We start from the raw sequence: 22,823 nt of genomic DNA, 5'->3' as shown, positions 1-22,823 counted from the left end.
CGAAAGATGATGTTTCACGTGAAACATCGAGGTGTATGTAAAGGATAGATCAGCCTCAAAGAGGCCACAATGAGAGCCCTACTTGATACGCGGAATGGTGATCACGTGTGTAGGTTCAGCCACTTTAGACTCGCCAACAAGCTGGATGGTTCCATCGCCACCGCCTGCCTTAGTGATCTCCTTAGCGTCTCGCTCGAGTTCCTCTGCGACCGAACCTCCCTTGAGAGCCTTCATGGCTCCATCGATTCGTACTAGGGGGAGCGACCAACGGGTGAGCTTGCCCAGCGGTGCCACAGCCCGAGAAGTAGCGACGTCCGCACCCCCCAAGGCCTTCACCACATCGGGTTCTTCAGCGCGGCCGCGAACGACCTCGCAGCCCAAATCGAGTCGATCGTTGATCTCGGACAGAAAGTTATAACGTCGCAGCAAGGGTTCCAGGAGCTGAACCTTCAAATCCGGACGCGCGATGGCCAAGGGGATACCCGGTAAGCCGGCACCCGATCCAATGTCCACAACACGGGAACCTTCATCAATTACCTCCCCGAGGACAGCGGAGTTAAGAACATGGCGCTCCCAGATACGGGGAACCTCGCGGGGGCCCAGCAATCCTCTTTCAATCCCAGCCGTTGCCAAGAACTCCGCATACTCCCGGGCAAGGGGTAGACGATCCCCGAAAACCTCCTGGGCGGCCGCTGGGGGTTCACCTAGTTCCGGGCTCTGTATATTTACATCGTCTCGATTCGCCATCTAGACACTCCTTCAACGGTGGGAGGTAGGGGCAATGTTTCACGTGAAACAATCGGCTTCTATTACTCCACCCATTCTATAGCCCATCCGGCACTAAGCAGCACCCGAGCCTCGTAGTAGCGAATGGCTGTTACAGAAGACCTAAGGAAAACAAAAGAGCCGCCACCTTTCCGGTGACGGCTCGTAGTGCTTAAGGGTTACTTGCGCTTCTTACCCTTCTTCTTCGGGTTATCCGGACGGACACCGACCTTCGGGGCAGAAGTGCGCTTGGAGGCGGCGATAGCTTCCTTCTCCGCTTCCTCCTCAGCATCCATCTTCTTGTAGAGGAAGTACTGCTGTAGGTAGGACCAAGTCATGTTCGTAGCCATGTACAGGGCGAGCCCTACCTGCCAAGCGAAACCACCCATCAGGTACAGAACCGGCATGACCCAGAGCATCAGCTTCTGCATCATGTCCATCTGCATCTGAGACTGCATGGCCTTAGGATCGTTCGCCTTGATCGGATTCTCTGCGCGACGCTTGGCAGCGCGATCCATAGACATGCGGGCAGAGAAGTGCATCAGCACGGAAGCCAGCAACATCAGCGGCACAACAACCATGATGATGTTGGTTCGGGTGAAGTCCACGTGACCGTCCGCAGAGAACGCACGGTAGTTGTTCGGATCCATGGAGATGAAGCCGGACAGCGGGGTACCGAAGATACGAGCGTCCAGGAAGGACTGGACCTCGTCCACGCCGAAGAAGTAGTTCGGGGTATTACGAGTCTCCTCAACCGTCATCCCCAGCTGACCCACACCGGTTCCCGTACGGTTGAAGGAACGAAGCACGTGGAACAGACCCAGGAAGATTGGCATCTGCACCAGCATTGGCAGGCAAGAAGCCAACGGGTTTACGCCCATCTCCTTCTGCAGCTTGCGCATCTCGATCGCCAGGGTCTGGCGGTCGTTCTTGTACTTGCGCTGCAGCTCCTGCATCTTTGGCTGCATTTCTTGCATCTTGCGGCTGGAACGCAGCTGATTGGCCATCGGCTTCACCAAGAGAATACGAATGGTGAACACGAGGAACATGATTGCCAGCGCCCAAGTGATGCCCGAATCTGGGCTCAGGACGTAGCTGAACAGCTTATGCCAGAACCACAAAACGCCGGACACTGGATAATAAATAAAATCCATGGCGACTCGAGGTTTCTCCTGTAGTTGATCTATTAAGGCCCGTAGGGTCGGCGCCACCGTTAGTCGGCGTCCAACGAAAAAACGCAGTTAGCGGCGTCGCTTGCCCCACGAGCACAGGGGACGACGAGGCGGGACAGGATCCCAACCTCCCGGATGCCATGGCCCACAGCGGGCCAGACGACCCAACGCGAGAAGCGACCCCTTAACCAGACCGTGGCGGCCTATAGCGGTTAAGGCGTAGTTGCTGCACGTAGGATCAAAACGGCATGTTGGCCCCATTTTAAGGGGTGACACATAACTTTGGTAACCAAGGATCAATCGGCGAGCCATTCGGGCCCCAATCCCCAGCCGACTGTCACCATCGGGCCGACCATAGCGACCGTCACTGTTGGCGGCCACATCACTATTGGGGGAGGGCTCGCCAGCGAGGAAAGGCTCGCTAGTTGGGGAGGGCTCGTCGGATGCAGCTGCGCACATCGCCGACCAACTCCTCGAAACTTGCGGTGGCACTCTTAGGCAACGCGCGGAGCACTACCGTGGTGCCAGCAGGGAAGTCCAGGCTACCTTCCTCCATCACGGTGCGGAAGGCATGACGAAGCTTCCGCGAGGTATTATGCCTGGTCACAGCGTTTCCGACCGCCTTGGAAACCACGAGCCCCAAACGCGGACCAGCAGTCGCCCCCTCTTGCAGCGGCAGCGGGAGCTCTTCAGCCCGACCGCAGCTCACCAAAATGTGAGCCACCACAGTGCGGCTTCCCTTCTTCCGACCATTCCGTATCGTCTGCCCGAACAAGGCGGTCGACCGAAGCCGGTGCTGGGGAGCTAGCACTGTGGTGGCTCTTTCTTATTTATTGACGCCCCTACGACAATCCACCCCAAGAGTATTGGGGTGGAGCGAACGTCTGTGCCTAATTTAGGCGGTCAGGGACTTGCGGCCCTTGTTGCGGCGTGCGGAAACGATGGCACGGCCGGCGCGGGTACGCATGCGGGTACGGAAACCGTGCACGCGTGCACGACGACGGTTGTTGGGCTGGAAAGTACGCTTGCCCTTGGCCACGGTACTTCACTCCTTAACTTTCGCTAGCAGCGGACGAGCCACCTGCAGCCACAACAGACACCCAGCCCCTACGAGGGCTGGGATCAACGCTTAAGCCAGCGGCGCGCCCACAAATTTAAGTGGACAGTTGCACCGGCAAAGTCCGGGAGGACTTAAGAGCCAGTACCGGTGGCACCCGATAGACAGCGTGGTGACCTGCTGTCGTACGTGGGTTGCCATAGACGAGTCAAGGATACGTGCTGTGACGGAAGTTATCCAAATTTTAGCGAGCCCCCACGGCAGATATAGCGAAAAATGCCACCTCAATGTGCATATAAGCGCTCTTTAGCAACGGAATTCTTCAGAGGGGCTTGGGTGTGAACAACGGGGCTTAGAGGTGGAAACGGACTACGTCAAATATCGTTGGGCCTTGTGGAAAACTCCTCCACCCCCAAACATTAAACCTTTACTTTACACCCTATACATGCAGGTCACGCGCGTTTTCACAATTTAATTAGAGTTATCCACAAGAGCGCTGTACCTTGGGGATAACATGTGAAAAGAAGTTATCCACAGGTGTGTATAACCGTGTGGAAACGCAGGACAACCGGCGTTTCGCACTGTGCACTGGGCCGTGAACAACTGCCAAACAGCGCGGCCCGCTAAACCACCCATGGTTTAACCCCCGTTAACCTTTCGGCCACCCCCGACCAACCCTGGAGTCCCATGAGCAACTCGAACTTCTCCATCGAGGAACATTTCCCAGACATGTGGGATGCCATCATGCACGATTGGCTTGCCGATAGCTCGTCGGCTAATCCCGATCCGGATCTGCCGACGATCTCCCCCAAGCAGCGTTCCCTGCTGCGCAAAGTCAGGCCGGTGGGACTCATGGGGCGCATTGTGGTGCTGGAGACCCCGAACAAGTGGACCAAAGAGTCGATCGAACAAGACCTCATCGACCCCATCAAGCACGTGCTCAAGACGCGGCTGGATCTTTCCGTTAGCCTCGCCATCACCAGCATTAACGGGGAACCTGAGGATCGCGCCGAGGCAGCCGATGACAATCGCACCGATGCTGATGCCGCTGGCGATACCCACGAAGGGGCGTCACAAAAAGGGTCGGTGGCGACCGCAGACGATCTTTCAATGTCGCAGGTAGAAGAGCTGGTCAACCGGGCCGAGCAGAGGGACGGTACGGCGCAGGCTGGGGCTGGCGGTGCGGCCGAGACTGCTGAGGAAGCTGCGCGGCGTCGGGAGCATGACGCCGACGAACTCGCCGGGCAATACGCAGCGTCGGAGAATCGTATCGACCCGAACCCGTCTCCGACGCCCACGCGCTGGACGAACAAGGAGACCGCGCACCGTCCGGCCCCGCGGCACACACCGCCGCACACCCATTCGCCGCAGCCGTCTTCGAGCTTCAACGATGGCCTCGACGGCGAGTCGCTGCTGAACAAGAACTACACGTTCGAGAACTTCGTGGTCGGTTCCTCCAATAACTTCGCCGCCGCGGCCTGTCGAGCTGTTGCCGAGGCACCGGCGAAGGCCTATAACCCCCTGTTCATTTGGGGCGAATCGGGCCTGGGCAAGACCCACCTGCTGCACGCCATTGGCCATTACGCCAAAGAACTGCAGCCGAATATGCGGGTGAAGTATGTGAGTTCGGAAGAGCTGACGAACGACTTCATTAACTCGATCGCCAACGACACCCGCGAATCCTTCAAGCGGCGTTACCGCAACCTGGACATGCTGATCGTGGACGATATTCAGTTCCTGCAGAACAAGGAATCCACGCAGGAGGAGTTCTTCCACACGTTCAACGCCCTGCACCAGGCGAATAAGCAGATCGTCTTGAGTTCCGACCGGCCTCCCCGGCAGCTGACCACCCTGGAAGACCGCCTGCGCACGCGCTTCGAGGGCGGCCTGATTACGGATGTGCAGACTCCGGACCTGGAGACGCGCATTGCGATTCTGACGAAGAAGGCCGAATCCGACAATGTGCAGTTGCCGGAGGACGTGAAGGTGCTGATTGCCAGCCGCTACGAGAAGTCCATCCGCGAGCTCGACGGTGCGTTGATCCGCGTGACGGCCTACTGCGCGCTGAGCCACGAACCTTTAACGGTAGAGACGGCCGAGATTGCGCTGCGGGATATTTCGCCGGCGGACCAGGACGTAGAGATCGTGCCGCAGCACGTCATCGAGGTAGTAGCAAATTACTTCAACCTGACCACGGACGAACTGGTGGGGAAGGGTAGAGCCAAGAAGTTTGTGCAGGCTCGGCAGATCGCCATGTATCTGTGCCGCGAGCTAACGGATCTATCCCTGCCGAAGCTGGGAAGCGCATTCGGCGGCCGCGACCACACCACGGTGATGTACGCGGAGCGGCGCGTGCGGGAATCCCTGTCGGAGAATAAGAAGGTCTTCGATCAGGTGCAGGAACTAACACAAAAGATCAAGTCCCATGCCCGGGATTAGCTCCGCCGACCACTAGCACCACCCCCGGCGACAGTGGGAGACGTGAGTTTCCCACAGTTTTCCCCAGATTCGACGAATTATCCCCAGGCTCGCTGTGGATAACTCACGAGGGTCTGACCTTTACTAGACCAGGATTCAACTGAGTTATCCACAATTCCACAGGGTTTTCCACAGGTGTAATTTCAAACTTGTAATTCAAGGGGTAGCGGTTTTGGCGGTCTCCGGATACGCCACGAAGGATGAAAAGTTAGCTGCGTCACAAAACAGCACCCCGTCCCCTGGGGAAAACTGCGCCTAAACTGGGTAAACAGCAGTGGACAAGATGTGTACAACTTACGACCCGCCGAAGTTATCCACAGTCAAGAACTCTTATTCACAACTTGTCCACCGAATCATCAACACGCGAACCCACGGTGCGACGTGCATCGATTAGGGTTTGTGCACAGCATCCACAACACCTACTACGACTGCTATCTCTCTAAATAAAAGGGAATAAACAGAAATAGAGCTTGTGGGTTAATCTTGATCAGACGAACCTCGAGGACCGCCAGACCCCCGAGAACCTCGATAACCACGAGAGCGACGAGAGCACGGAAGTTAGATTGAGCATGGATAGCCAAACAGTGAGTTTCATTGTTCCCAAGGATGACTTCGCATCCGCACTCGGTTGGGTAGCCCGCTCCCTGCCTAGCAAGCCAACCCAGCCCATCCTGCGCGGCGTGATGATTGTCGCCGACGACGAAGGGTTGGAACTTTCTGGATTCGACCGCGAGGTCTCCACTCGCGTGCGTATTAATGCTGAGGTCAACGAGCCCGGCAAGATCCTGGTAGCAGGCAAGCTGGCCTCCGACATTGTCGGCTCTCTGCCAAACAAGCCGATCAACATTGAGTTCGACGGCACCACCGTGACCCTCAAGACTGGCAAGTCCAAGTTCGAGCTGCCCGCAATGACCATCGAGGATTACCCGGTTCTGCCGGAGCTGCCCGAGGTCACCGGCACTATCGATCCGAACCTCTTTGCGGAATCCATCTCGCAGGTCGCTGTGGCGGCTGGCCGCGACGACACCCTGCCGATGCTCACCGGCGTGCACGTGGAAATCGACGGCGAGAATGTCATTATGGTCGCCACCGACCGCTTCCGCCTGGCCGTCCGCAGCTTCCAGTGGAACCCGGCGCAGGCCGACGCGCAGGCGAAGCTGCTGATCCCGGCCCGCACCCTGGCGGATACCGCGCGCTCCATGGATCCGAACAACACCGACCCCATCGAGATCGCAGTAGGTAGTGGCGAGGACATCGGCGCCGATGGCCTGCTGGGTATTTCCACCGAATCGCGGCACACCACCACGCGCCTGCTCGACGCAGAATTCCCAAAGTTCCGTCCACTGCTGCCAAAGACGCACACCGCCCTGGCCAGCGTCGAGATCGCCCCGCTGCAGGAGGCCATCAAGCGCGTCTCCATCGTCGCCGAGCGGAACTCCCAGATCCGGATGGACTTCAAGGACAACACCGTCACCCTTTCCGCAGGTGGCAGCGATGTCGGTTCGGCTACGGAAACCCTGGACTGCGCTTTCGCCGGCGAGCCGCTGGTCATTGCGTTTAACCCCAGCTACCTGAAGGAAGGCCTGGCGGCCATCCACACCCCGCGCGTGGTCTTCGGCTTCACCATGGCCTCCCGCCCCGCGATCCTGCTGCCGGATCCGGGCGAGCTGCCCGAGGCAGATGCAGAGGGTAACTTCGCAACCCCGGAGACGGACTTCACCTACCTGCTGATGCCAGTACGCCTGCCGGGCTAATCCGGGCTAGGCCAAGGTTGATTTTGGGGGTAGATTTCTAGCTAACCGTGTATGTCTCCAATCTTCGTCTGAGTAATTACAGGTCGTGGGAGGAACTCGACCTGCAACTCAGCCCTGGCATCACGATCTTCTCCGGCCCCAATGGCCACGGGAAAACCAATATCGTTGAGGCACTCGGTTACCTAGCCCACCTAAGCTCGCACCGCGTCAACAGCGATGCCGCCCTGGTGCGGCGTGGGGAAGACATCGCCAACATTTCCGCCACTGCCGTGAACAATGGCCGCGAGCTCACCGCTCACCTAGCTATCCGCGCCCGAGGCTCGAATCGCGCGCACATAAACCGTGCTGCCATGAACTCTCAGCGGGATCTGCTGGGGGTTGTGCGGACTACATTGTTCTCCCCGGAGGATCTGGCGCTCATCCGCGGCGAACCCGAGCAGCGCCGCCATTTTCTGGATACGATCATGATCGCCCGATACCCGCGCCTAGCTGCGGTGAAGGCGGATTACGACAAGGCGCTGCGCCAGCGGAATGCCCTGCTGCGGCAGTCAGCATTCGCTCTGCGGCTAGTGGTGGGCGCTCCGAAGGGAGCCAGCCACAACCTCTCGGAGGACATCAAGGCTGATGCGGAATCCGCCCTGGCCACCCTGGACGTGTGGGATAGCCAGTTGGCCGCGCTGGGTGGGCAGATCATGTCCGCGCGGGTGCAGATCGTCCACGACCTCGCCCCGCACCTGCAGCAGACCTACCAATCGCTGGCTCCGCAGTCGCGCCCCGCGCACATGTCTTACACGTCCACCATCGATGAGGAGCTCGCTGACCTGGGCATTCGCCTGGGCGTGAGCGAGCCGGATCAGCCTACGGCACTGCTGAGCCCGGAGATCGCCGAAGCCACGCTGCTGCAGGCCTTCGCCACCAAGCGACCCCAGGAGGTCGAGCGTGGCACCACACTGCTTGGCCCCCACCGCGACGATGTGAACTTGATCCTCGGCCACCAGCCAGCCAAGGGTTACGCCTCGCACGGTGAATCCTGGTCCTTTGCTCTTTCGCTGCGGCTCGCTGCGTTTTTTATGCAGCGCGGGGACGGGGTCGAGCCCGTCGTGATCCTCGATGATGTTTTCGCGGAGCTCGATTCTTCTCGACGCCACCACCTCGTCGACCTCATCTCCAGCGCCGAGCAGGTCCTCATCACGGCCGCGGTGGATGAGGACATTCCAGAAGCCCTGCGGAATGTGGCGAAGATCTACACTATTGATGAACTCAAGACTCCCGCGGCTAATGTCCTAGCTGATACTCCAGCGGGTACTCCAACTAGTGCCCCGGAAGATGCAGCAGCAAATGCAGCAGCTAGCGCGGCGGATCGCAGTATGAAGGATGGCGAGGCCGATGGCGACTGACCCAGTAGCCCAAGCTCTCGCTGCCATGAAGAAGGCCGGTGGTTCCCCGCAAGCTGAGTTGCCGCTGGTGGCGTCACCAAAAAAGAACAAGAAGGCAACGTACCGCAAGGCGACCAGGTACAAAACCCGCATGGATGGGCGGCTGGATCGCAGTTACCGGGAGCCGAAGCGTTTCGGTGCGCTCATTGGGCGCGAGATCAAGCGGCAGGGCTGGCAGCAGCGGGTGAGCGTTGCGCGGATCATGAACGCCTGGCCGGAGCTGGTGGGTGACAAGATCGCCGAACACACTCGCCCGGTGCGCTACGAGGAGGAAACGCAGATCCTGGTGATTGAGTGCGATTCCACCCCGTGGACCACTCAGCTGCGCTACATGCAGACCGTGATCCTGCAGGCCATCGCCAAGCGTGCGGGCGAGGACGTGGTAGCCCAATTGCGGATCCAGGGTCCCAACATCCGGCGGCCGAAATACGGCAAGCTGAGCGTGCAAGGGCGCGGGCCGCGAGACGACTTCGGATGATCTAAACACGGCTCAAATAGCTCAAACGGCCTGTCCAATGGCACCTTTAGGCCCGCGACGCGCTAGAATGGGGTGGTTATTTACGCGCGAGAAAAGGAGTTTGACCCACCGTGGCTGAACCACAGAAGCAGAGCGACTACGGCGCGAGTTCAATTACGATCCTCGAAGGCTTGGAGGCCGTTCGCAAGCGCCCCGGTATGTACATCGGTTCCACCGGTGAGCGCGGCCTGCACCACCTGGTGTGGGAGGTTGTGGACAACTCGGTTGACGAGGCCATGGCGGGTTATGCCAAGGAGGTCAGCGTAACGCTGCTGGCCGACGGTGGCGTGGAGGTCATCGACGATGGCCGTGGTATCCCAGTGGAGGATCACCCGACCGGCCCGCCGACCGTGCAGGTTGTTATGACGCAGCTGCACGCGGGCGGCAAGTTCGATTCGGACTCCTATGCCGTTTCCGGTGGTCTGCACGGTGTGGGTATCTCGGTGGTCAACGCCCTGTCTACCCGCATGGAGACTGAGATTAAGCGCGACGGATACCTGTGGCGTCAAAACTTCAACCAGGCTGTGCCCGAAGATCTGCAGCAGGTGAAGAAAACCCGGGGCACCGGCACGAAGCAGCGCTTCTGGCCGGATCCGGAGGTCTTCGAGACCGTCGAGTTCAACTTCGACACCGTGGCGAAGCGCCTGCAGGAGATGGCCTTCCTGAACAAGGGGCTAACCATCAAGCTCGTCGACGAGCGCGAGCACCTCGAGGACGATGAAGAGCTGGAGACCGCAGCGGAGGATGCGGCCGCACCGAAGTCCGCCGAGGAAAAGGCTGCCGAGGCAGAACAGAAGAAGGGCCCGCGCACCCGCGTCTTCCACTACCCGGAGGGCCTAAAGGACTACGTTGCCTACATCAACCGCAAGCGCACCGCGATCCACCCGACCATCATCTCCTTCGACGTGGCCGAGGAAGACCACGAGGTAGAGGTTGCGCTGCAGTGGAACAGCGGCTTTAGCCAGTCCGTCCACACCTTCGCCAACACCATCAACACCATCGAGGGTGGTACGCACGAGGAAGGCTTCCGCGCGGCGCTGACCTCCCTGATGAACCGCTACGCCCGCGAGCACAAACTGGTGAAGGCCAAGGATCCAAAGCTCAGCGGTGACGATGTGCGCGAAGGCCTCGCGGCAGTTATCTCCGTGCGCGTCGGCGACCCGCAGTTCGAGGGCCAGACGAAGACGAAGCTCGGCAACACCGAGATCAAGGGCTTCGTGCAAAGGGCCGTGAACGAGCACCTCGCGGATTGGCTGGATGCCAACCCGGCGGAGGCGAAGGCCATCGTGGACAAGGCAGTGGCTTCCGCCCACGCCCGCGACGCCGCCCGCAAGGCCCGCGACATGGTGCGCCGCAAGTCCGCTTCCGACATCGGCGGCCTGCCGGGCAAGCTGGCCGATTGCCGTTCCCGCGATCCGAAGCTCAGCGAGCTGTACATCGTGGAGGGTGATTCCGCAGGTGGCTCCGCGAAGTCTGGTCGCGATTCCATGTACCAGGCCATCCTGCCGCTGCGCGGCAAGATCCTGAACGTGGAGAAAGCACGCATGGATAAGGTGCTGAAGAACAACGAGGTCCAGGCCATTATTACGGCCCTTGGTACCGGTATCCACGACGAGTTCGACATCAAGAAGCTGCGTTACCACAAGATCGTGCTGATGGCTGACGCCGACGTGGATGGCCAGCACATTGCCACGCTGCTGCTTACTCTGCTGTTCCGCTTCATGCGTCCGCTGGTGGAGGAGGGCTACGTGTACCTGGCCCAGCCGCCGCTGTACAAGCTGAAGTGGGCCAAGGGCGAGCCGGGCTTTGCCTTCAGCGACCGCGAGCGTGACGAGCAGCTCGAGGAAGGCCTGGCGCAGGGCCGGAAGATCAACAAGGACGACGGCATCCAGCGCTACAAGGGTCTGGGTGAGATGAACGCTAAGGAGCTGTGGGAAACCACCATGGACCCGACGGTGCGCACCCTGCGTCGCGTGGACCTGGAGGATGCCGCGGCCGCCGACGAGATCTTCAGCGTGCTGATGGGCGACGACGTTGTAGCCCGCCGCAGCTTCATTACCAAAAACGCGCGCGACGTGCGCTTCCTTGATGTTTAATCGAGTGTTGTGAGCGATTCGAAACACCAAGCGAAAACCACTCGTACGCAGCCGCGCCGGGAGCCGACCCTGCTGCCGGTTGAGATGGTCGACGGCACCACGTCGCAGGTTCGCCTGTTCCTGCCCGGCACGGCGAAGGTGGGGGAGGAAGGTACTGACGCCACCACCTCCGGCAGTACTGCGAACCCAGCGAACAGCCCAGCGGATGCCGCGTGGGATCGTGCCCGCCCCCTGGTCGTGGTCTGGCCGGGCTTTGGAATGGGTGCCCGCTACTACGACCCGATCGCCTGGGAGTTAGCCGACCGCGGATACCCGGTGGTTACCGGCGAGCTGCGTGGTCAAGGTAGTTCCACGGCTGTAGCCACACGCAAGCACCAGTGGGGCTACCACCACCTGGCCTCTGAGGATTATCCGCGAACGATCCGGGCTGCGAAGGAGGCGCTGGGCGTCAATAAAAATCACCCCACGTTAATGCTTTGCCACTCGATGGGCGGACAGATCGGTGCGCTCTTCCTTGCGCGACCCGAGGCTGAAGAGCTGGGCATTCAGGGGATGATGGGCGTGGGTTCCGGCACCCCGTATTACAAAGGGTTTGAGGGTAAGCAGCGTACGCGCCTGCGCTTCGGTACCTACCAGATCATGCTGAATATCCTGCTGTTTGGTTACCAGCCCGCGGGCGTGCTGGATCTGGCGGGTTATGGGCGCCAATCGGGCACGCAGCTGCGTGAGTGGTTCCGTTATGGGCAAACAAACCGCCTGCACAAGCTGGCGGACCAGGACATGGACTACGAAGAGGCGAAGAAGTCCGTGCGCACCCCAGTGCTGCTGACGCGCTGCGCGAACGACGAGGACTGCCCCATTGCTTCCGCGGAGAACCTGGGGTCGGAGTTGCCCGCCGACGTGGTGCAGGTAGAGGAGCTCGATTCGCAGCTGGGGCACAACCGTTGGGCGCGGGAGCCGGAGCTGGTGTCCGATCGGCTGGAGGAGTTCTGGCGGGAGATGGCCGACTAGCGGCGCTCTCGGCGCTCGGTCCCGCGCTCAAGGCGGCTCTGAGAGAGTCTGGAGCGTGCTCAGAGCCTGGCCGCGTGGGAACGCATGAAGAAACCCGCGGACCTTCCAAAGTGAGAAGGAGCCGCGGGTTAGTGGGTTAAACGGAAGGCGTGGTCCGCCTTTTGCGTGATTACGCTATGGAAGCGTGAGTTATGCCTGGCGGCGAGCGAACATCATCCAAGCGCCAGCGACCATGGAGATCAGAGCCAGGCCAGCCAGGATGGAGATCTCCGGCTTAACGCCGGTGTTAGCCAGCTGAACGTTGCGCTCTGCCGGAGCCTCAGCGTCTTCTGCCGGAGCCTCTGCGACCGGTGCCTCAGCCTCGCCCTCTGCCGGAGCCTCAGCGTCTTCTGCCGGAGCCTCGATGTCCTCCTTAGCCGGAGCCTCTTCGTCGGCAGCCGGTGCCTCAGGCTTACCCTCGCCCTCAGCCGGAGCCTCTTCCTTCTCGCCATCCTTCGGAGCCTCAGCCTCATCCTCGGCCGGAGCCTCCTCGCCCTTGTCGCCGGCGTTGCCCAGGACTGCACCCAGAACACCCAGGCCAACGATGGTGCCACCGATGCCAGCAGCGATCTTGTTTTCCTTGCTCATGTTGGAGGAGCCGGTCTGGCCGTCCTCGGCGCCGTTCTCGTCGCCCTCGCCTTCGCCCGGCTGGTCGTCGCCGGACTCGGCGCCCTCGTCCTCGCCTTCGCCCGGCTGCTCTTCGTCAGCGCCGTTGTCCTCGGGCTGGGTGTTCTCGTTCTCTGCAGCCGGAGCCTCCGGAGCTGGGGTGGCGCCGTCTTCCTCAGCGCTAGCAACCGGGGTCAGCAGGGCTGCGGAGGCCAGAGCGGTAGCAGCGGCGGTAGCGGTGATCTTCTTGGACAGCTTCATGTCTTTCTCCTGTGTTTGCGTGTGTAGCCAAACCGTTTGGCTTCTGGGTGAAACGTCGGACATTTTTAAAGTAACTTTCGCCCTGGGATTTTTCAGTGCTAGAAATTACAAAAACCCCTGATCAGACGGTTTCTTCAAGTAGATTCTTTAAATTGACTGGTCAGCGCGAGATTGCACATATACGCAGCTTTTCACACCAGTCACTTTGATCTACCCACGTATGGGGGAACGAAAAGTCCCTTACCCAGGAAGTCATCTTTCCCGGACACCCCGGGAAATACGTAGAAATACCCACCGCCGTACGGCCTGATGTAGTCAGCCAGCGGCTCGCCCTCTAGCCGCTTCTGCACGGTAATAAACTGTCGCTGCAGATCCTGCTGGAAGCACACGAACACCAAACCCACGTCCAAGGTGCCGTTGTCCAGCACACCATTGTCGTAGTTATAGGCGCGCCGCAGCATCAACTGGTCCGCCGTTTCCTCGGTCCGCGGGTTCGCCAAGCGGATGTGCGCATCCACCGGAATCACATCCCCTGTGGGGTCATCCAGATAGTCCGGCGCCTCCCACTCGTCGCCGCCGGAAAGCGGCCCGCCGCTGAAGCGTTCGCGGCCAAAGATCTGCTCCTGCTCCGCGATAGAGATGCGATCCCAGAACTCCGTCAGCATTACGATCAGCCGCACGGCCATATAGCTACCGCCCGCTGCCCACTTCGGCTCGTCGCCACCGGCCCACACCAGCTCGTCGTGCTGCTCGGGCGTGGGATTAACGATTCCATCCTTAAATCCCAGGTGGTTGCGCTGTGTGCCACTCGGCCGGGGCGGGTTCTGGTAACCGGATTGGCGCCACCGCACCGCCATCGCCCCGCGCGTGTGCCGCAGAATATCGCGCAGAGCGTGCATCGCCGTATCCCGGTTGTGCGCGCAGATCTGCAGCGCCAGGTCGCCATGGCACTGCGCGGGATCCAGCGAATCATCCGCGAAGGCCTTCATGGTCTTGAGGTGCTTTGGCTTCTTAGCCTTCAACCCGAAGCGATCGTCGAACAGCGTTGCGCCCGCCCCTAGCGTGATCGTCAGCCCGTCCACCGGCACGTCCTCGCCCAGCTCCCCGGAATCCGTCGCCGGATACGCAATCCCATCGGGTGCCGCCGGACCCCCGGTGGTCAGCACGCGCGCCCGTTCGGTGATTGTCTGCAGCAACTCCTTTAGCTCCTCGCGCTTTTTAACCAGCACGTCCAAACCGCAGATGATCAGTTCTTTTTGCGGTGGCGTAATCACGCCCTGCTGGTGTTTGCCCTCAAATGGATAGTCGGGTAGCTCGTCGCTGCCGTCGTTTTCTTCGGCGGTGGCGCCGGTTTTTGCAAGGGTAGTGACGCCACCCGCTCCAGCCAGCCCCAGCATTCCGCCGAGCATGGTGCGCCTCGAAACCCGGGCGCCTCCGGGGCGGTTCTCCTGCTCGCCGTGGTCGTCTGTGGTGGCACGGGAATGAAAAGGACAGTTCACTACATCCTCCTGATCACAGTCATCGTCGCCAGCGGGGCAAGCAGCTCGTTCAGCTTCCCAATGGCCGCTCCCAGCTCTCGCTGATCGGCCTGTTCCCACGCGGTGAAGGGCTTTTTACCGTCGTATTTAGCCGCCATTTTCTTGGCTACCGCGTCCGTTCGATCCAGCTGCTTGTCGAGTTCGCGCAGATCCGCCCCGCGGTCTTCCACCAGGTCGCGCAGAGGATCGAGGGTAGAGCGGGTGGAGTAGAGTGCGGCCCGCACCGCGCTGCCCGTGATGTGGGCGCCGAAGTCGTTATGGCTCTTGAGGTCGAAGCGCTCGACCTCCTCGGTGACCTCGTGTGTTCGCAGGCCATAATTGGGTGCGAAGATCGCAAAATGCTCGATGCCGTCCGCCACTTCGTGGACATTTTCGTTCAGATTCTCGGCTGGGTCGAGCAGATCGCCCATGGACTCGCCGTGCCACAGTCCCCACTCCAGCCGGTGGTAGCCCGAAAGATCCTTGGCCTGATTGCCGTTGGCCTTCGAACTGGTACCGAAGTCCGCGATTTCATCCACCGGCCCCGGCCACTCGTGGTTCGAATCATCTAGCCTGCGGTAGGCCAAGTAAGCCGTCTTCCAGGCTTCTTTGGCAGCTGTGCGGTCGCCGGAACGCACGGCACGCAACAGCGCATCGTCCTTGGAAACCCACTCGCGCACCTGGGGTTTTTGTGCACGCGCGTGAGCGATGGATACGTCCGTGACCTCTTTGTCCGTGATCGGTTTCATCCTGGGGGCGTCACGAAGAGAAGAATCGGTGACCTTAAACTCGTCGCTAGAGATCGCCTTTTTACCCTGGAAGACGCAGGTCAGGTGGTATGTGCCGTCGGTCAGCTTCACGGACCAGGAGCGGGTGGCGGAACTGCCGACGCGCTCTAGAGTCTGGTAGGCGAAACCCTCCTGGTCGGCGACGTAAACCGTGGTGGAGGCGTCCGCGGTGTTGGTCACTCGGATGTGGTTGAGGTCGCCGCGCAGATCGCCGGGGGAGGGGCAGGCGCGGCGGCTCTTGATGTGAATGTCGGCGTCAGCGTAAACGTCGGTATCGCCGGAACCATCGGCAGCGTTTGTGCCGTTGCCGCCAGTGCCGTTGTCGCTATTCTCGCTAGAGCAGCCGGATAGCAGCAATGCGCTCGCCGAGACAGAGGCCACGGCGAGGGCTGCGACAACCCGGGCGGGCTGCCGCCGCGGGCGGGGTTGATCCGATGATTCAGGGGAGGTCATGGCTGGTACCGATGGTGGCTAATAATGGCGCCTATTAGTTCTAGCTCTCGGATCCGCCCTTGCGGTTGGAGATCCAGGTGAGGAAGCCCAACACGATTACGGCCACCGCGCCCATGCCCAGCCAGGCGCCCAGGTGGTTGGAGTCGTCGGACTCGCCGGCTGCGTTGTTCTTGCCGTTAGAGGCTGCGACGTTCTGCACGTCCTTCTCCGTGACCTTCGGGTCGTTCATGCCCTCGGCGACGTCCTTCAGCTTCTCGCCCGCGCGGTCGCTGTCATCCACCCGCTCGATGGAGTCGTAGTCCTTGGCCACGGTGCCGTCGGTCTCGTTGAGGAACAGCTTCTCCGCGCTGGCGTTGTCGAAGTCGAACATGTTGTCCAGCTTGCCCGCGCGGTTATCGAAGCTGTGCTCGCCGAGGCGGCCCAGCTCCCAGTTGTCCTGGATGAACTTCGTCACCGAGGTCTGCTCGGTGTAGGTGTTATCCACGTGGTTGACCTTGGAGTACGGCGAAATAACCAGCATGGGCTGGCGGGTGCCCGGGCCGCACTGGCCGTCCTCGTCATCGGCCACGCCGACCTTCTTGGCAGCGTCGGTGCAGATCTTGGAATCGATCGGCTTACCGGTTTCCTCCAGCTTGGTCGTGTCGTTGGAGCCATTCAGAACCTTCGGGGCACGGTGGTCGTACCAGCCGTCGGAATCGTCGTAGGCGATGACGATGGCGGTGGAACCCCACTGATCAGAGTTCTGGATCTCGTTGATGTAGTGGGTCATGAAGGCCTGCTCGTCCAGCGGGTTGGAGTAGCCCGCGTGGCCGTCCTGGTAGTTGGAGGCCTTCAGGTAGCTCACGGCCGGAAGGTTGTTGTTCTCCAGGGCGGTATCGAAATCCTGCAGGTCGTACTGGTGGTTGGCCTGGTCGGACTTGCCGATCATGTCCGGGCTGCTGGGCTCCAGGTGGTGTGGGTTGGCGGTGGATGCGAAGTATTGGAAAGGCTGGTGGTGCGGGTTGTAGTCCGTCTTCTCCTGGCCGGTCAGGGTCTTGTGCGTGGCACCGCAACGAGCGCGGGCATCGTCCGTAGCCTTCTCCGTCGGGCGGAAGCCGCCCTGGAACCAGCCCCAGGTGATGTCTTTCTCATTCAGCTGGTCGCCGATGTTCTTGTTGTGTAGCGCAGCCACCTCGTCGGTCTTGGAGGAGGAGCTGTTGGAGCAGTCGTCGTACAGCGGATCCGGGTCGCCCACGACGGTGACGGTCTTGCCGTCCTTGGATACTCCGGCGAACTCGTCGGACTCACCCGGTGTGATCTTCACCTGCTCGCCGTTCGACGGATCGTGGATGGTGGCGCCGGCGACGGTAGCTCCCACCAGGTTCAGCGCGCCGGGGGTCGACGGGCCGAAGATGGTGGAGTAGCTGTTGTCGTTCATGGCGTAATGCTGCGCGTAGTTCCACAGACCCGTGACGGTGTTGCCGTCGTAGTAGCCCATGGTCATACCCGGGCGGGCGTACAGACCCTCGTTTTCCTTATCCACGTCGGTGGAGACAGTCTCCGGGAACTTGTCCATCTTGCCGCCGTTAAAAGCCTCCTGCAGCGCGGAGTACTCGTGGTTCTGGTCTACGGTGACGGCCTGGTCCGGGCCCAGGCGGAAAGGCTTGACGGAGTTGGGGTTGTTCTTACCCAGCAGATCCTCGCTAGCCAGGTTGTTGACCTTCGGGGTGCCCTTCTTTGCCTTAAACTTCGGCGCATCCTGGTCGTTGGACTGCAGCTTCTCGCCGTCCTTGTTCGCGGCCTTGGGGTAGGTGGCGAAGTAGTGGTCGAAGGAGATGTTCTCGCTGTAGATGACGACGACGTGCTCGATGGGAGTCTTCGGCTTGGCCTGAGCATCGTCGGCGGCGGCAACACCCATGCCGCCGGTGGCTGCGGCGACCAGCAGGGCACTGGAGGCGGCCATCGACGCTACTTTGCGCAGGGCGGTAAAGGGCTTGGGAGAGTTCATTTTTTGGGCTTCCTCTTGCGATAGCGGTCATAGCCACTAGTCGGCTATGGCTGCAATAGGGTCAGTGTTTGAACACTTCTGATCTAACTCCTGGTTCTGTGACCTCGCAGGGCGAAGAGGGCGCATCCGCATGAGTTCAGCGGTTATTTACCTGTGCAACATCTCGAATTCACTTAATGGGGCGGGAAAGGTGGCGTCACAAAGCCTCCAAAGCGCAGGAAACCCACAACAAGGGGGTAGAATGGATAGGTCTGAAGGCTAAACAGAAAGGCTTCTCAAAACAGTGAGCGACGACAACAACGGTAGCGACAACCTCTTTGATCGAGTCACACCGATCGATCTGCAGGAGGAAATGAAGTCCAGCTACATCGATTACGCCATGAGCGTGATCGTCGGACGCGCCCTGCCCGAAGTCCGTGACGGTCTGAAGCCCGTGCACCGACGCATCCTCTACGCGATGTTCGACAACGGCTACCGCCCCGAGCGCAGCTACGTGAAGTCCGCAAAGCCCGTCGCTGACACGATGGGTAACTACCACCCGCACGGCGATATCGCGATCTACGATACCCTCGTGCGCCTGGCCCAGCCGTGGTCTATGCGCTATCCGCTGGTCGACGGCCAGGGCAACTTCGGTTCCCGCGGTAACGACGGCGCGGCCGCCATGCGTTACACCGAGTGCCGCATGACGCCCCTGGCGATGGAGATGGTGCGCGACATCCGCGAGAACACCGTCGAGTTCCAGCCCAACTACGACGGCAAGACCACCGAGCCGACAGTGCTGCCGTCCCGCGTGCCGAACCTGCTGATGAACGGCTCCGGCGGCATTGCCGTGGGCATGGCCACGAACATCCCGCCGCACAACCTGAACGAGCTGGCGGAAGCCATTTACTGGCTGCTCGACAACCCGGACGCAGAGGAGGCCGACGCGCTGGAGGCCTGCATGGAGCGGGTGAAGGGACCGGACTTCCCGACCGCTGGGCTGATCGTCGGCGACAAGGGTATCCAGGACACCTACCGCACCGGCCGTGGCTCCATCCGCATGCGTGGCGTGACCAGCATCGAGGAAGAGGGCAACCGCCAGGTCATCATCATCACCGAGCTGCCCTACCAGGTGAACCCGGACAACCTGGTGGCCTCGATCGCGGAGCAAATCCGCGACGGCAAGATCGCCGGCATCTCCAAGATTGACGATGAGTCCTCCGACCGCGTGGGCATGCGCATCGTCATCACTCTGAAGCGCGACGCTGTGCCGCGCGTGGTGCTGAACAACCTGTACAAGCACTCCCAGCTGCAGACCAGCTTCGGCTCCAACATGCTGTCCATCGTGGACGGCGTGCCGCGTACCCTGCGCCTGGACCAGATGCTGCGCCACTACGTGGACCACCAGATCGACGTGATCGTGCGCCGCACCCAGTTCCGCCTAGACGAGGCCGAGAAGCGCGCCCACATCCTGCGTGGCCTGGTGAAGGCTCTGGACATGCTGGACGAGGTCATCGCCCTGATCCGTCGCTCCCCGACGGTGGACGAGGCCCGCACCGGCCTGATCGACCTGCTGGATGTCGACGAGGTGCAGGCCGACCACATTCTGGCTATGCAGCTACGCCGCCTGGCCGCGATGGAGCGCCAGAAGATTATCGACGAGTTGGCGGAGCTGGAGGAGACCATCGCCGACCTGAAGGCGATCCTGGAATCCCCACAGCGCCAGCGCGACATCGTCCGTACCGAGCTGGCCGAGATCGTGGATAAGTACGGCGACGAGCGCCGCACGCAGATCATCGCCGCTTCCGGCGACGTGTCCGAGGAAGACCTGATTGCCCGCGAGAACGTGGTTGTGACCATCACGTCCACCGGCTACGCGAAGCGCACGAAGGTGGATAGCTACCGTAGCCAGCGTCGCGGCGGCAAGGGCGTGCGCGGTGCCGAGTTGAAGCAGGACGACGTGGTACGCCACTTCTTCGTTTGCTCGACGCACGACACGATCCTTTTCTTCACCAACTTCGGCCGCGTGTACCGCCTGCGCGCCTTCGAGCTGCCGGAGGCCACCCGTACGGCTCGCGGCCAGCACGTGGCTAACCTGCTGGAGTTCCAGCCGGGCGAGCAGATCGCCCAGGTTATCCAGATCCAGTCCTACGAGGATGCCCCGTACCTGGTGTTGGCTACCGCACATGGCCGGGTGAAGAAGTCCCGCCTGACGGACTACGACACTGCCCGTTCTGGCGGCCTGATTGCCATCAACTTGAACGAGGGCGATCGCCTGGTTGGTGCGCAGCTGTGCACCGCCGAGGACGATCTGCTGCTGGTTTCCGAAGAAGGCCAGGCCATGCGCTTCACCGCTGACGATGAGACGCTGCGCCCGATGGGCCGCGCTACCGCCGGTGTGAAGGGCATGCGCTTCCGCGAGGAGGACCAGCTGCTGGCGCTGACGGTCGTGGCTGAGGATTCTTCACTGTTCGTGGCTACCTCTGGCGGCTACGGCAAGCGCACGCCGATGGAGGAATACCCGACGAAGGGCCGTGGCGGCCTGGGCGTGGTTGCGTTTAAGTATGACAAGAAGCGCGGCAAGCTGATCGGTGCGCTGACGGTCAACGATGATGACGAAATCCTGGCTATGACCTCCAACGGCGGCGTGATTCGCACTGAGGTCAGCCAGATCCGCCACAGCGGTCGCGCAACCATGGGCGTGCGCCTGGTGGACCTGGCCAAGGGCAACGAGTTGGTTGCCGTGGACCGCAACGTGGAGGAAGAAGCAGAGGAGTCTGCTGAGGCCACCGCGAAGGCGGAGACGGAATCCGAGTAGTCCGAGCAACCGGGGCAGCCCGGGTAGGCCTGCAGGATAAGCCTTGAACCGAAGTAGCCTGGCGGTCGATACCGCTAGGCTACTGTCGTAAAGGCACAAAAGAGCACAACCGAGCACGAACGAGTACTGAAGAGTACGAACAAGTACGGAGATGCGATGACGCACAAAACGCCCCCGCCGAACGCGAAGAACGCGAAGAAGGCCAAAAACGCGAAGGCAACGGCGGAGAACGCTAAGAACGCTCCGGCGGAGCAGGCCAAGGCGCCGGTGCAGGATCAGGCTGCCGCGAAGAACCAGACCACCGTGAAAACTGGTGATAAGGCCGCCGAGGAGGCCGGGCAGAAGGCTACCGTGAACGCCGACCAGAAAGCGCCAGAGACCAACGCGGCTACCCAGCCTGCCCAGCCCGCTCAGTCCGCCCAGCGCGACAACAAGCCCAGCAAGCCCGGCAACCCGGCCAAGCGGGGCGTGCAGCGCACGATCACGTACATCGAGCCGATCAGTGCCCTGAAGATGGCGCTCATCTTCAACCTGGCGCTGTTTGCGGTGTGGTTTGTGGCTATGGCGTTGATCTACATCGTTCTCGGCGCTGCGGGCACGTGGGACCGTCTGGATTCGCTGATCGGTGACCTGACGGATTCCTCTGGCATGTCCGCCGGCATGTACTTCGGTGCTGTTGTGGCCATTGGTCTTTTCGAGGTCGTGCTCTTCACTCTTCTGGCGCCCGTCGCCGCGCTGATCTACAACGCCTCGTCGAGCATTCTCGGCGGTCTGCGCATCCAGCTGGATCGCTAGCTCTTTGGTTCTTTTTGACGCCCACTTTCCAGCTATAAAAACCGCTACTGACCAGGCGATTTGGTGATTGGCTGGATTGGTGGGTAATGTTTCTACTCGTTCGAGGGCCTATAGCTCAGGCGGTTAGAGCGCTTCGCTGATAACGAAGAGGTCGGAGGTTCAAGTCCTCCTAGGCCCACCAATCGAACACTCTTCGCTAGAGATCAAAGCGTCTGATATAGTTTCGGAAGCTTGGTTCGATAGTCAAGGGGCATTAGCTCAATTGGTAGAGCATCTGCTTTGCAAGCAGAAGGTCAGGAGTTCGATTCTCCTATGCTCCACAACTAAATAAGGTGAAGGCCCTCCCGGAAAGTAAACCGGGGGAGGCCTTCATTTTTGCTTGTTCGGCTTTTCCTTCTTGCTCTCAGCGGGTTAAGGGTCAAAATGTGTGTCTGGCTCGGCGTGTCGCGGGGGTTAGATTTGGCCTTTTTGAATGCCGATTGAGTGGGTGTAGTCGGTGTCGATAGCGTTGTCGTAGAGGGCTGGGCGTCCTGTTTCGTGGTCGGCTTGGTTCTCGGTTTGGGTCAGGGTGGATACTTTGGCGAGTTGGCCCTGGCCCCAGTCGGACTGCCTGGCGATTCGTACTGGATCGTCAGGCAGTTCCGTTTTTAAGTAGAGCCACCAATCCAGCATGCGGCGTTGTCGTTCGCCTGATCTGCCGCGGTGGGTTCTGGCGAGCAGTTTGAGCTGGGCGTTGATGCCGCCTTCTAAGCTGTTGGTGGTGGATTTGATCCGCTCGGGCGCAAGGACTCCTGCTGGCGGGTTGAGGTAGACAAACAGCATCTCGGACCGCCAAAGATGGTTGAGGCTGTTGTAGGCCTTGCGCACGTTGTGGTGGGTCCACACGCGGGTCCATGCACCTGTTTTGGGGTCTTTGATCATGGTTTTCTCGTTCATCCATTCCCGGTAGATCGTTGAAAACTCGTGCAGTTGCACACCCCACGCGGCGGCTTCATCCAGTGTGGTGATCCGGGTCAGTTTCAGCGCAAGTCGGTAGATGGTGCGCCCGGCATCGGTGCGTGGGTTGGTGGTGGTGTAGCGGCGGACCACGCGTTGGGCGTGGACGAGGCAGCGTTGAATTTTCGTAGTCGGCCAGCACTTTTTGATTGCGCTGTATGCGCCTTGGCCGCCGTCGATGACGGCGATGAGTGGGGCTTCGATGCGTTCAAGCAGCAGTTGGTAGTCGCGGGTGGTTTCGTGTTTGCACCAGTGCCAGGCGATCACGTGGTCGATGGTCGCCGCGACGATCAGGCAG

At 60.7% G+C, this 22,823-nt stretch carries 18 protein-coding genes and 2 tRNA genes; 10 read left to right on the top strand and 10 right to left on the bottom strand.

Going from position 1 to position 22,823, the window contains the following annotated elements; translation table 11 throughout:
* Nucleotides 1-78: 78 nt before the first annotated feature.
* The 5 genes from rsmG to rpmH all read right to left on the bottom strand — a co-directional run bounded on the left by rsmG (nt 79) and on the right by rpmH (nt 2,976).
* Complete coding sequence (gene rsmG / locus JQ46_RS02375) at nt 79-747, bottom strand: 16S rRNA (guanine(527)-N(7))-methyltransferase RsmG (protein WP_034985148.1); 669 nt, start codon at nt 745-747, stop codon at nt 79-81.
* A 197-nt stretch (nt 748-944) separates the two neighbouring features.
* A complete protein-coding gene (yidC, locus tag JQ46_RS02370) occupies nt 945-1,919 on the bottom strand; it encodes a membrane protein insertase YidC (protein ID WP_034985146.1) in 975 nt (324 codons plus the stop codon).
* Between the two features lie 87 nt (nt 1,920-2,006).
* A complete protein-coding gene (gene yidD, locus JQ46_RS10920) occupies nt 2,007-2,249 on the bottom strand; it encodes a membrane protein insertion efficiency factor YidD (RefSeq protein WP_080719480.1) in 243 nt (80 codons plus the stop codon).
* Nucleotides 2,250-2,358: 109 nt separating this feature from the next.
* A complete protein-coding gene (gene rnpA, locus JQ46_RS02365; RefSeq protein WP_034985144.1) occupies nt 2,359-2,748 on the bottom strand; it encodes a ribonuclease P protein component in 390 nt (129 codons plus the stop codon).
* An 84-nt stretch (nt 2,749-2,832) separates the two neighbouring features.
* On the bottom strand, nt 2,833-2,976 hold the full coding sequence (gene rpmH, locus JQ46_RS02360) for a 50S ribosomal protein L34 (protein ID WP_005292556.1): 144 nt from the start codon (nt 2,974-2,976) through the stop codon (nt 2,833-2,835).
* Between the two features lie 705 nt (nt 2,977-3,681).
* Between rpmH and dnaA the strand changes: the two genes are divergently transcribed.
* The 6 genes from dnaA (at nt 3,682) to JQ46_RS02330 (ending at nt 12,286) form a co-directional block, all read left to right on the top strand.
* Nucleotides 3,682-5,433 (top strand): chromosomal replication initiator protein DnaA, encoded by a 1,752-nt coding sequence (gene dnaA, locus JQ46_RS02355; protein WP_034985142.1) that lies wholly within the window; start codon nt 3,682-3,684, stop codon nt 5,431-5,433.
* A gap of 608 nt (nt 5,434-6,041) precedes the next feature.
* Nucleotides 6,042-7,226, top strand: coding sequence for a DNA polymerase III subunit beta (gene dnaN / locus JQ46_RS02350; RefSeq protein WP_034985185.1), 1,185 nt, complete (start codon nt 6,042-6,044; stop codon nt 7,224-7,226).
* A gap of 47 nt (nt 7,227-7,273) precedes the next feature.
* Nucleotides 7,274-8,623, top strand: a complete 1,350-nt coding sequence (gene recF / locus JQ46_RS02345; RefSeq protein WP_080719479.1) for a DNA replication/repair protein RecF — start codon at nt 7,274-7,276, stop codon at nt 8,621-8,623.
* On the top strand, nt 8,613-9,140 hold the full coding sequence (locus tag JQ46_RS02340) for a DUF721 domain-containing protein (protein ID WP_237744679.1): 528 nt from the start codon (nt 8,613-8,615) through the stop codon (nt 9,138-9,140). The genes recF and JQ46_RS02340 overlap by 11 nt, the downstream gene beginning before the upstream one ends.
* Before the next feature lie 110 nt (nt 9,141-9,250).
* Nucleotides 9,251-11,275: a DNA topoisomerase (ATP-hydrolyzing) subunit B gene (gene gyrB, locus JQ46_RS02335; RefSeq protein ID WP_034985138.1), complete on the top strand. Its 2,025-nt coding sequence runs from the start codon at nt 9,251-9,253 to the stop codon at nt 11,273-11,275.
* A gap of 9 nt (nt 11,276-11,284) precedes the next feature.
* Nucleotides 11,285-12,286 carry an alpha/beta fold hydrolase gene (locus JQ46_RS02330; protein ID WP_034985136.1) on the top strand — a complete coding sequence of 334 codons (1,002 nt, stop codon included), beginning with the start codon at nt 11,285-11,287 and terminating at the stop codon, nt 12,284-12,286.
* A gap of 189 nt (nt 12,287-12,475) precedes the next feature.
* Here the strand turns inward: JQ46_RS02330 and JQ46_RS02325 are convergent, their stop codons facing one another.
* From JQ46_RS02325 to JQ46_RS02310, 4 genes are all read right to left on the bottom strand, one after another.
* Nucleotides 12,476-13,192 (bottom strand): hypothetical protein, encoded by a 717-nt coding sequence (locus JQ46_RS02325; protein ID WP_034985134.1) that lies wholly within the window; start codon nt 13,190-13,192, stop codon nt 12,476-12,478.
* Between the two features lie 200 nt (nt 13,193-13,392).
* Entirely contained in the window at nt 13,393-14,691 is a 1,299-nt protein-coding gene (gene efeB, locus JQ46_RS02320) for an iron uptake transporter deferrochelatase/peroxidase subunit (protein WP_272944691.1), read from the bottom strand.
* On the bottom strand, nt 14,691-15,950 hold the full coding sequence (locus tag JQ46_RS02315; protein ID WP_034985132.1) for an EfeM/EfeO family lipoprotein: 1,260 nt from the start codon (nt 15,948-15,950) through the stop codon (nt 14,691-14,693). Before JQ46_RS02315 ends, efeB begins: the two co-directional genes overlap by 1 nt.
* Nucleotides 15,951-15,990: 40 nt before the next feature.
* Nucleotides 15,991-17,937, bottom strand: a complete 1,947-nt coding sequence (locus tag JQ46_RS02310) for an alkaline phosphatase family protein (protein ID WP_034985130.1) — start codon at nt 17,935-17,937, stop codon at nt 15,991-15,993.
* 283 nt (nt 17,938-18,220) lie between these two features.
* On the opposite strand from JQ46_RS02310, the gene gyrA reads away from it, so the two are divergent.
* The 4 genes from gyrA to JQ46_RS02290 all read left to right on the top strand — a co-directional run bounded on the left by gyrA (nt 18,221) and on the right by JQ46_RS02290 (nt 21,849).
* Nucleotides 18,221-20,734: a DNA gyrase subunit A gene (gene gyrA, locus JQ46_RS02305; protein ID WP_034985129.1), complete on the top strand. Its 2,514-nt coding sequence runs from the start codon at nt 18,221-18,223 to the stop codon at nt 20,732-20,734.
* Between the two features lie 156 nt (nt 20,735-20,890).
* On the top strand, nt 20,891-21,529 hold the full coding sequence (locus JQ46_RS02300) for a DUF3566 domain-containing protein (RefSeq protein ID WP_034985127.1): 639 nt from the start codon (nt 20,891-20,893) through the stop codon (nt 21,527-21,529).
* A 104-nt stretch (nt 21,530-21,633) separates the two neighbouring features.
* Nucleotides 21,634-21,710: transfer RNA gene (locus JQ46_RS02295), tRNA-Ile, on the top strand.
* 66 nt (nt 21,711-21,776) lie between these two features.
* Nucleotides 21,777-21,849, top strand: a tRNA-Ala gene (locus tag JQ46_RS02290).
* Between the two features lie 133 nt (nt 21,850-21,982).
* On the opposite strand, the gene JQ46_RS02285 is transcribed toward JQ46_RS02290, so the two are convergent.
* Nucleotides 21,983-22,823 (bottom strand): IS256-like element IS1249 family transposase (locus JQ46_RS02285; RefSeq protein WP_034985124.1); only part of this gene is annotated, 841 nt, incomplete at its 5' end.

It is taken from the genome of Corynebacterium jeikeium (genome assembly GCF_000738175.1).
Lineage (GTDB): Bacteria > Actinomycetota > Actinomycetes > Mycobacteriales > Mycobacteriaceae > Corynebacterium > Corynebacterium jeikeium_C.
The sequence above is the reverse complement of the archived record's forward strand: the minus strand, read 5'-3'. Positions and strand labels throughout refer to the sequence as shown.

Coding starts and splice junctions, on each gene's coding strand:
- rsmG (WP_034985148.1), bottom strand. CDS start 747: ATGGCGAATCGAGACGATGTAAATATACAGAGCCCGGAACTAGGTGAA.
- yidC (WP_034985146.1), bottom strand. CDS start 1,919: ATGGATTTTATTTATTATCCAGTGTCCGGCGTTTTGTGGTTCTGGCAT.
- yidD (WP_080719480.1), bottom strand. CDS start 2,249: ATGGCTCGCCGATTGATCCTTGGTTACCAAAGTTATGTGTCACCCCTT.
- dnaA (WP_034985142.1), top strand. CDS start 3,682: ATGAGCAACTCGAACTTCTCCATCGAGGAACATTTCCCAGACATGTGG.
- dnaN (WP_034985185.1), top strand. CDS start 6,042: ATGGATAGCCAAACAGTGAGTTTCATTGTTCCCAAGGATGACTTCGCA.
- JQ46_RS02340 (WP_237744679.1), top strand. CDS start 8,613: ATGGCGACTGACCCAGTAGCCCAAGCTCTCGCTGCCATGAAGAAGGCC.
- JQ46_RS02325 (WP_034985134.1), bottom strand. CDS start 13,192: ATGAAGCTGTCCAAGAAGATCACCGCTACCGCCGCTGCTACCGCTCTG.
- JQ46_RS02315 (WP_034985132.1), bottom strand. CDS start 15,950: ATGACCTCCCCTGAATCATCGGATCAACCCCGCCCGCGGCGGCAGCCC.
- JQ46_RS02310 (WP_034985130.1), bottom strand. CDS start 17,937: ATGAACTCTCCCAAGCCCTTTACCGCCCTGCGCAAAGTAGCGTCGATG.
- JQ46_RS02300 (WP_034985127.1), top strand. CDS start 20,891: ATGACGCACAAAACGCCCCCGCCGAACGCGAAGAACGCGAAGAAGGCC.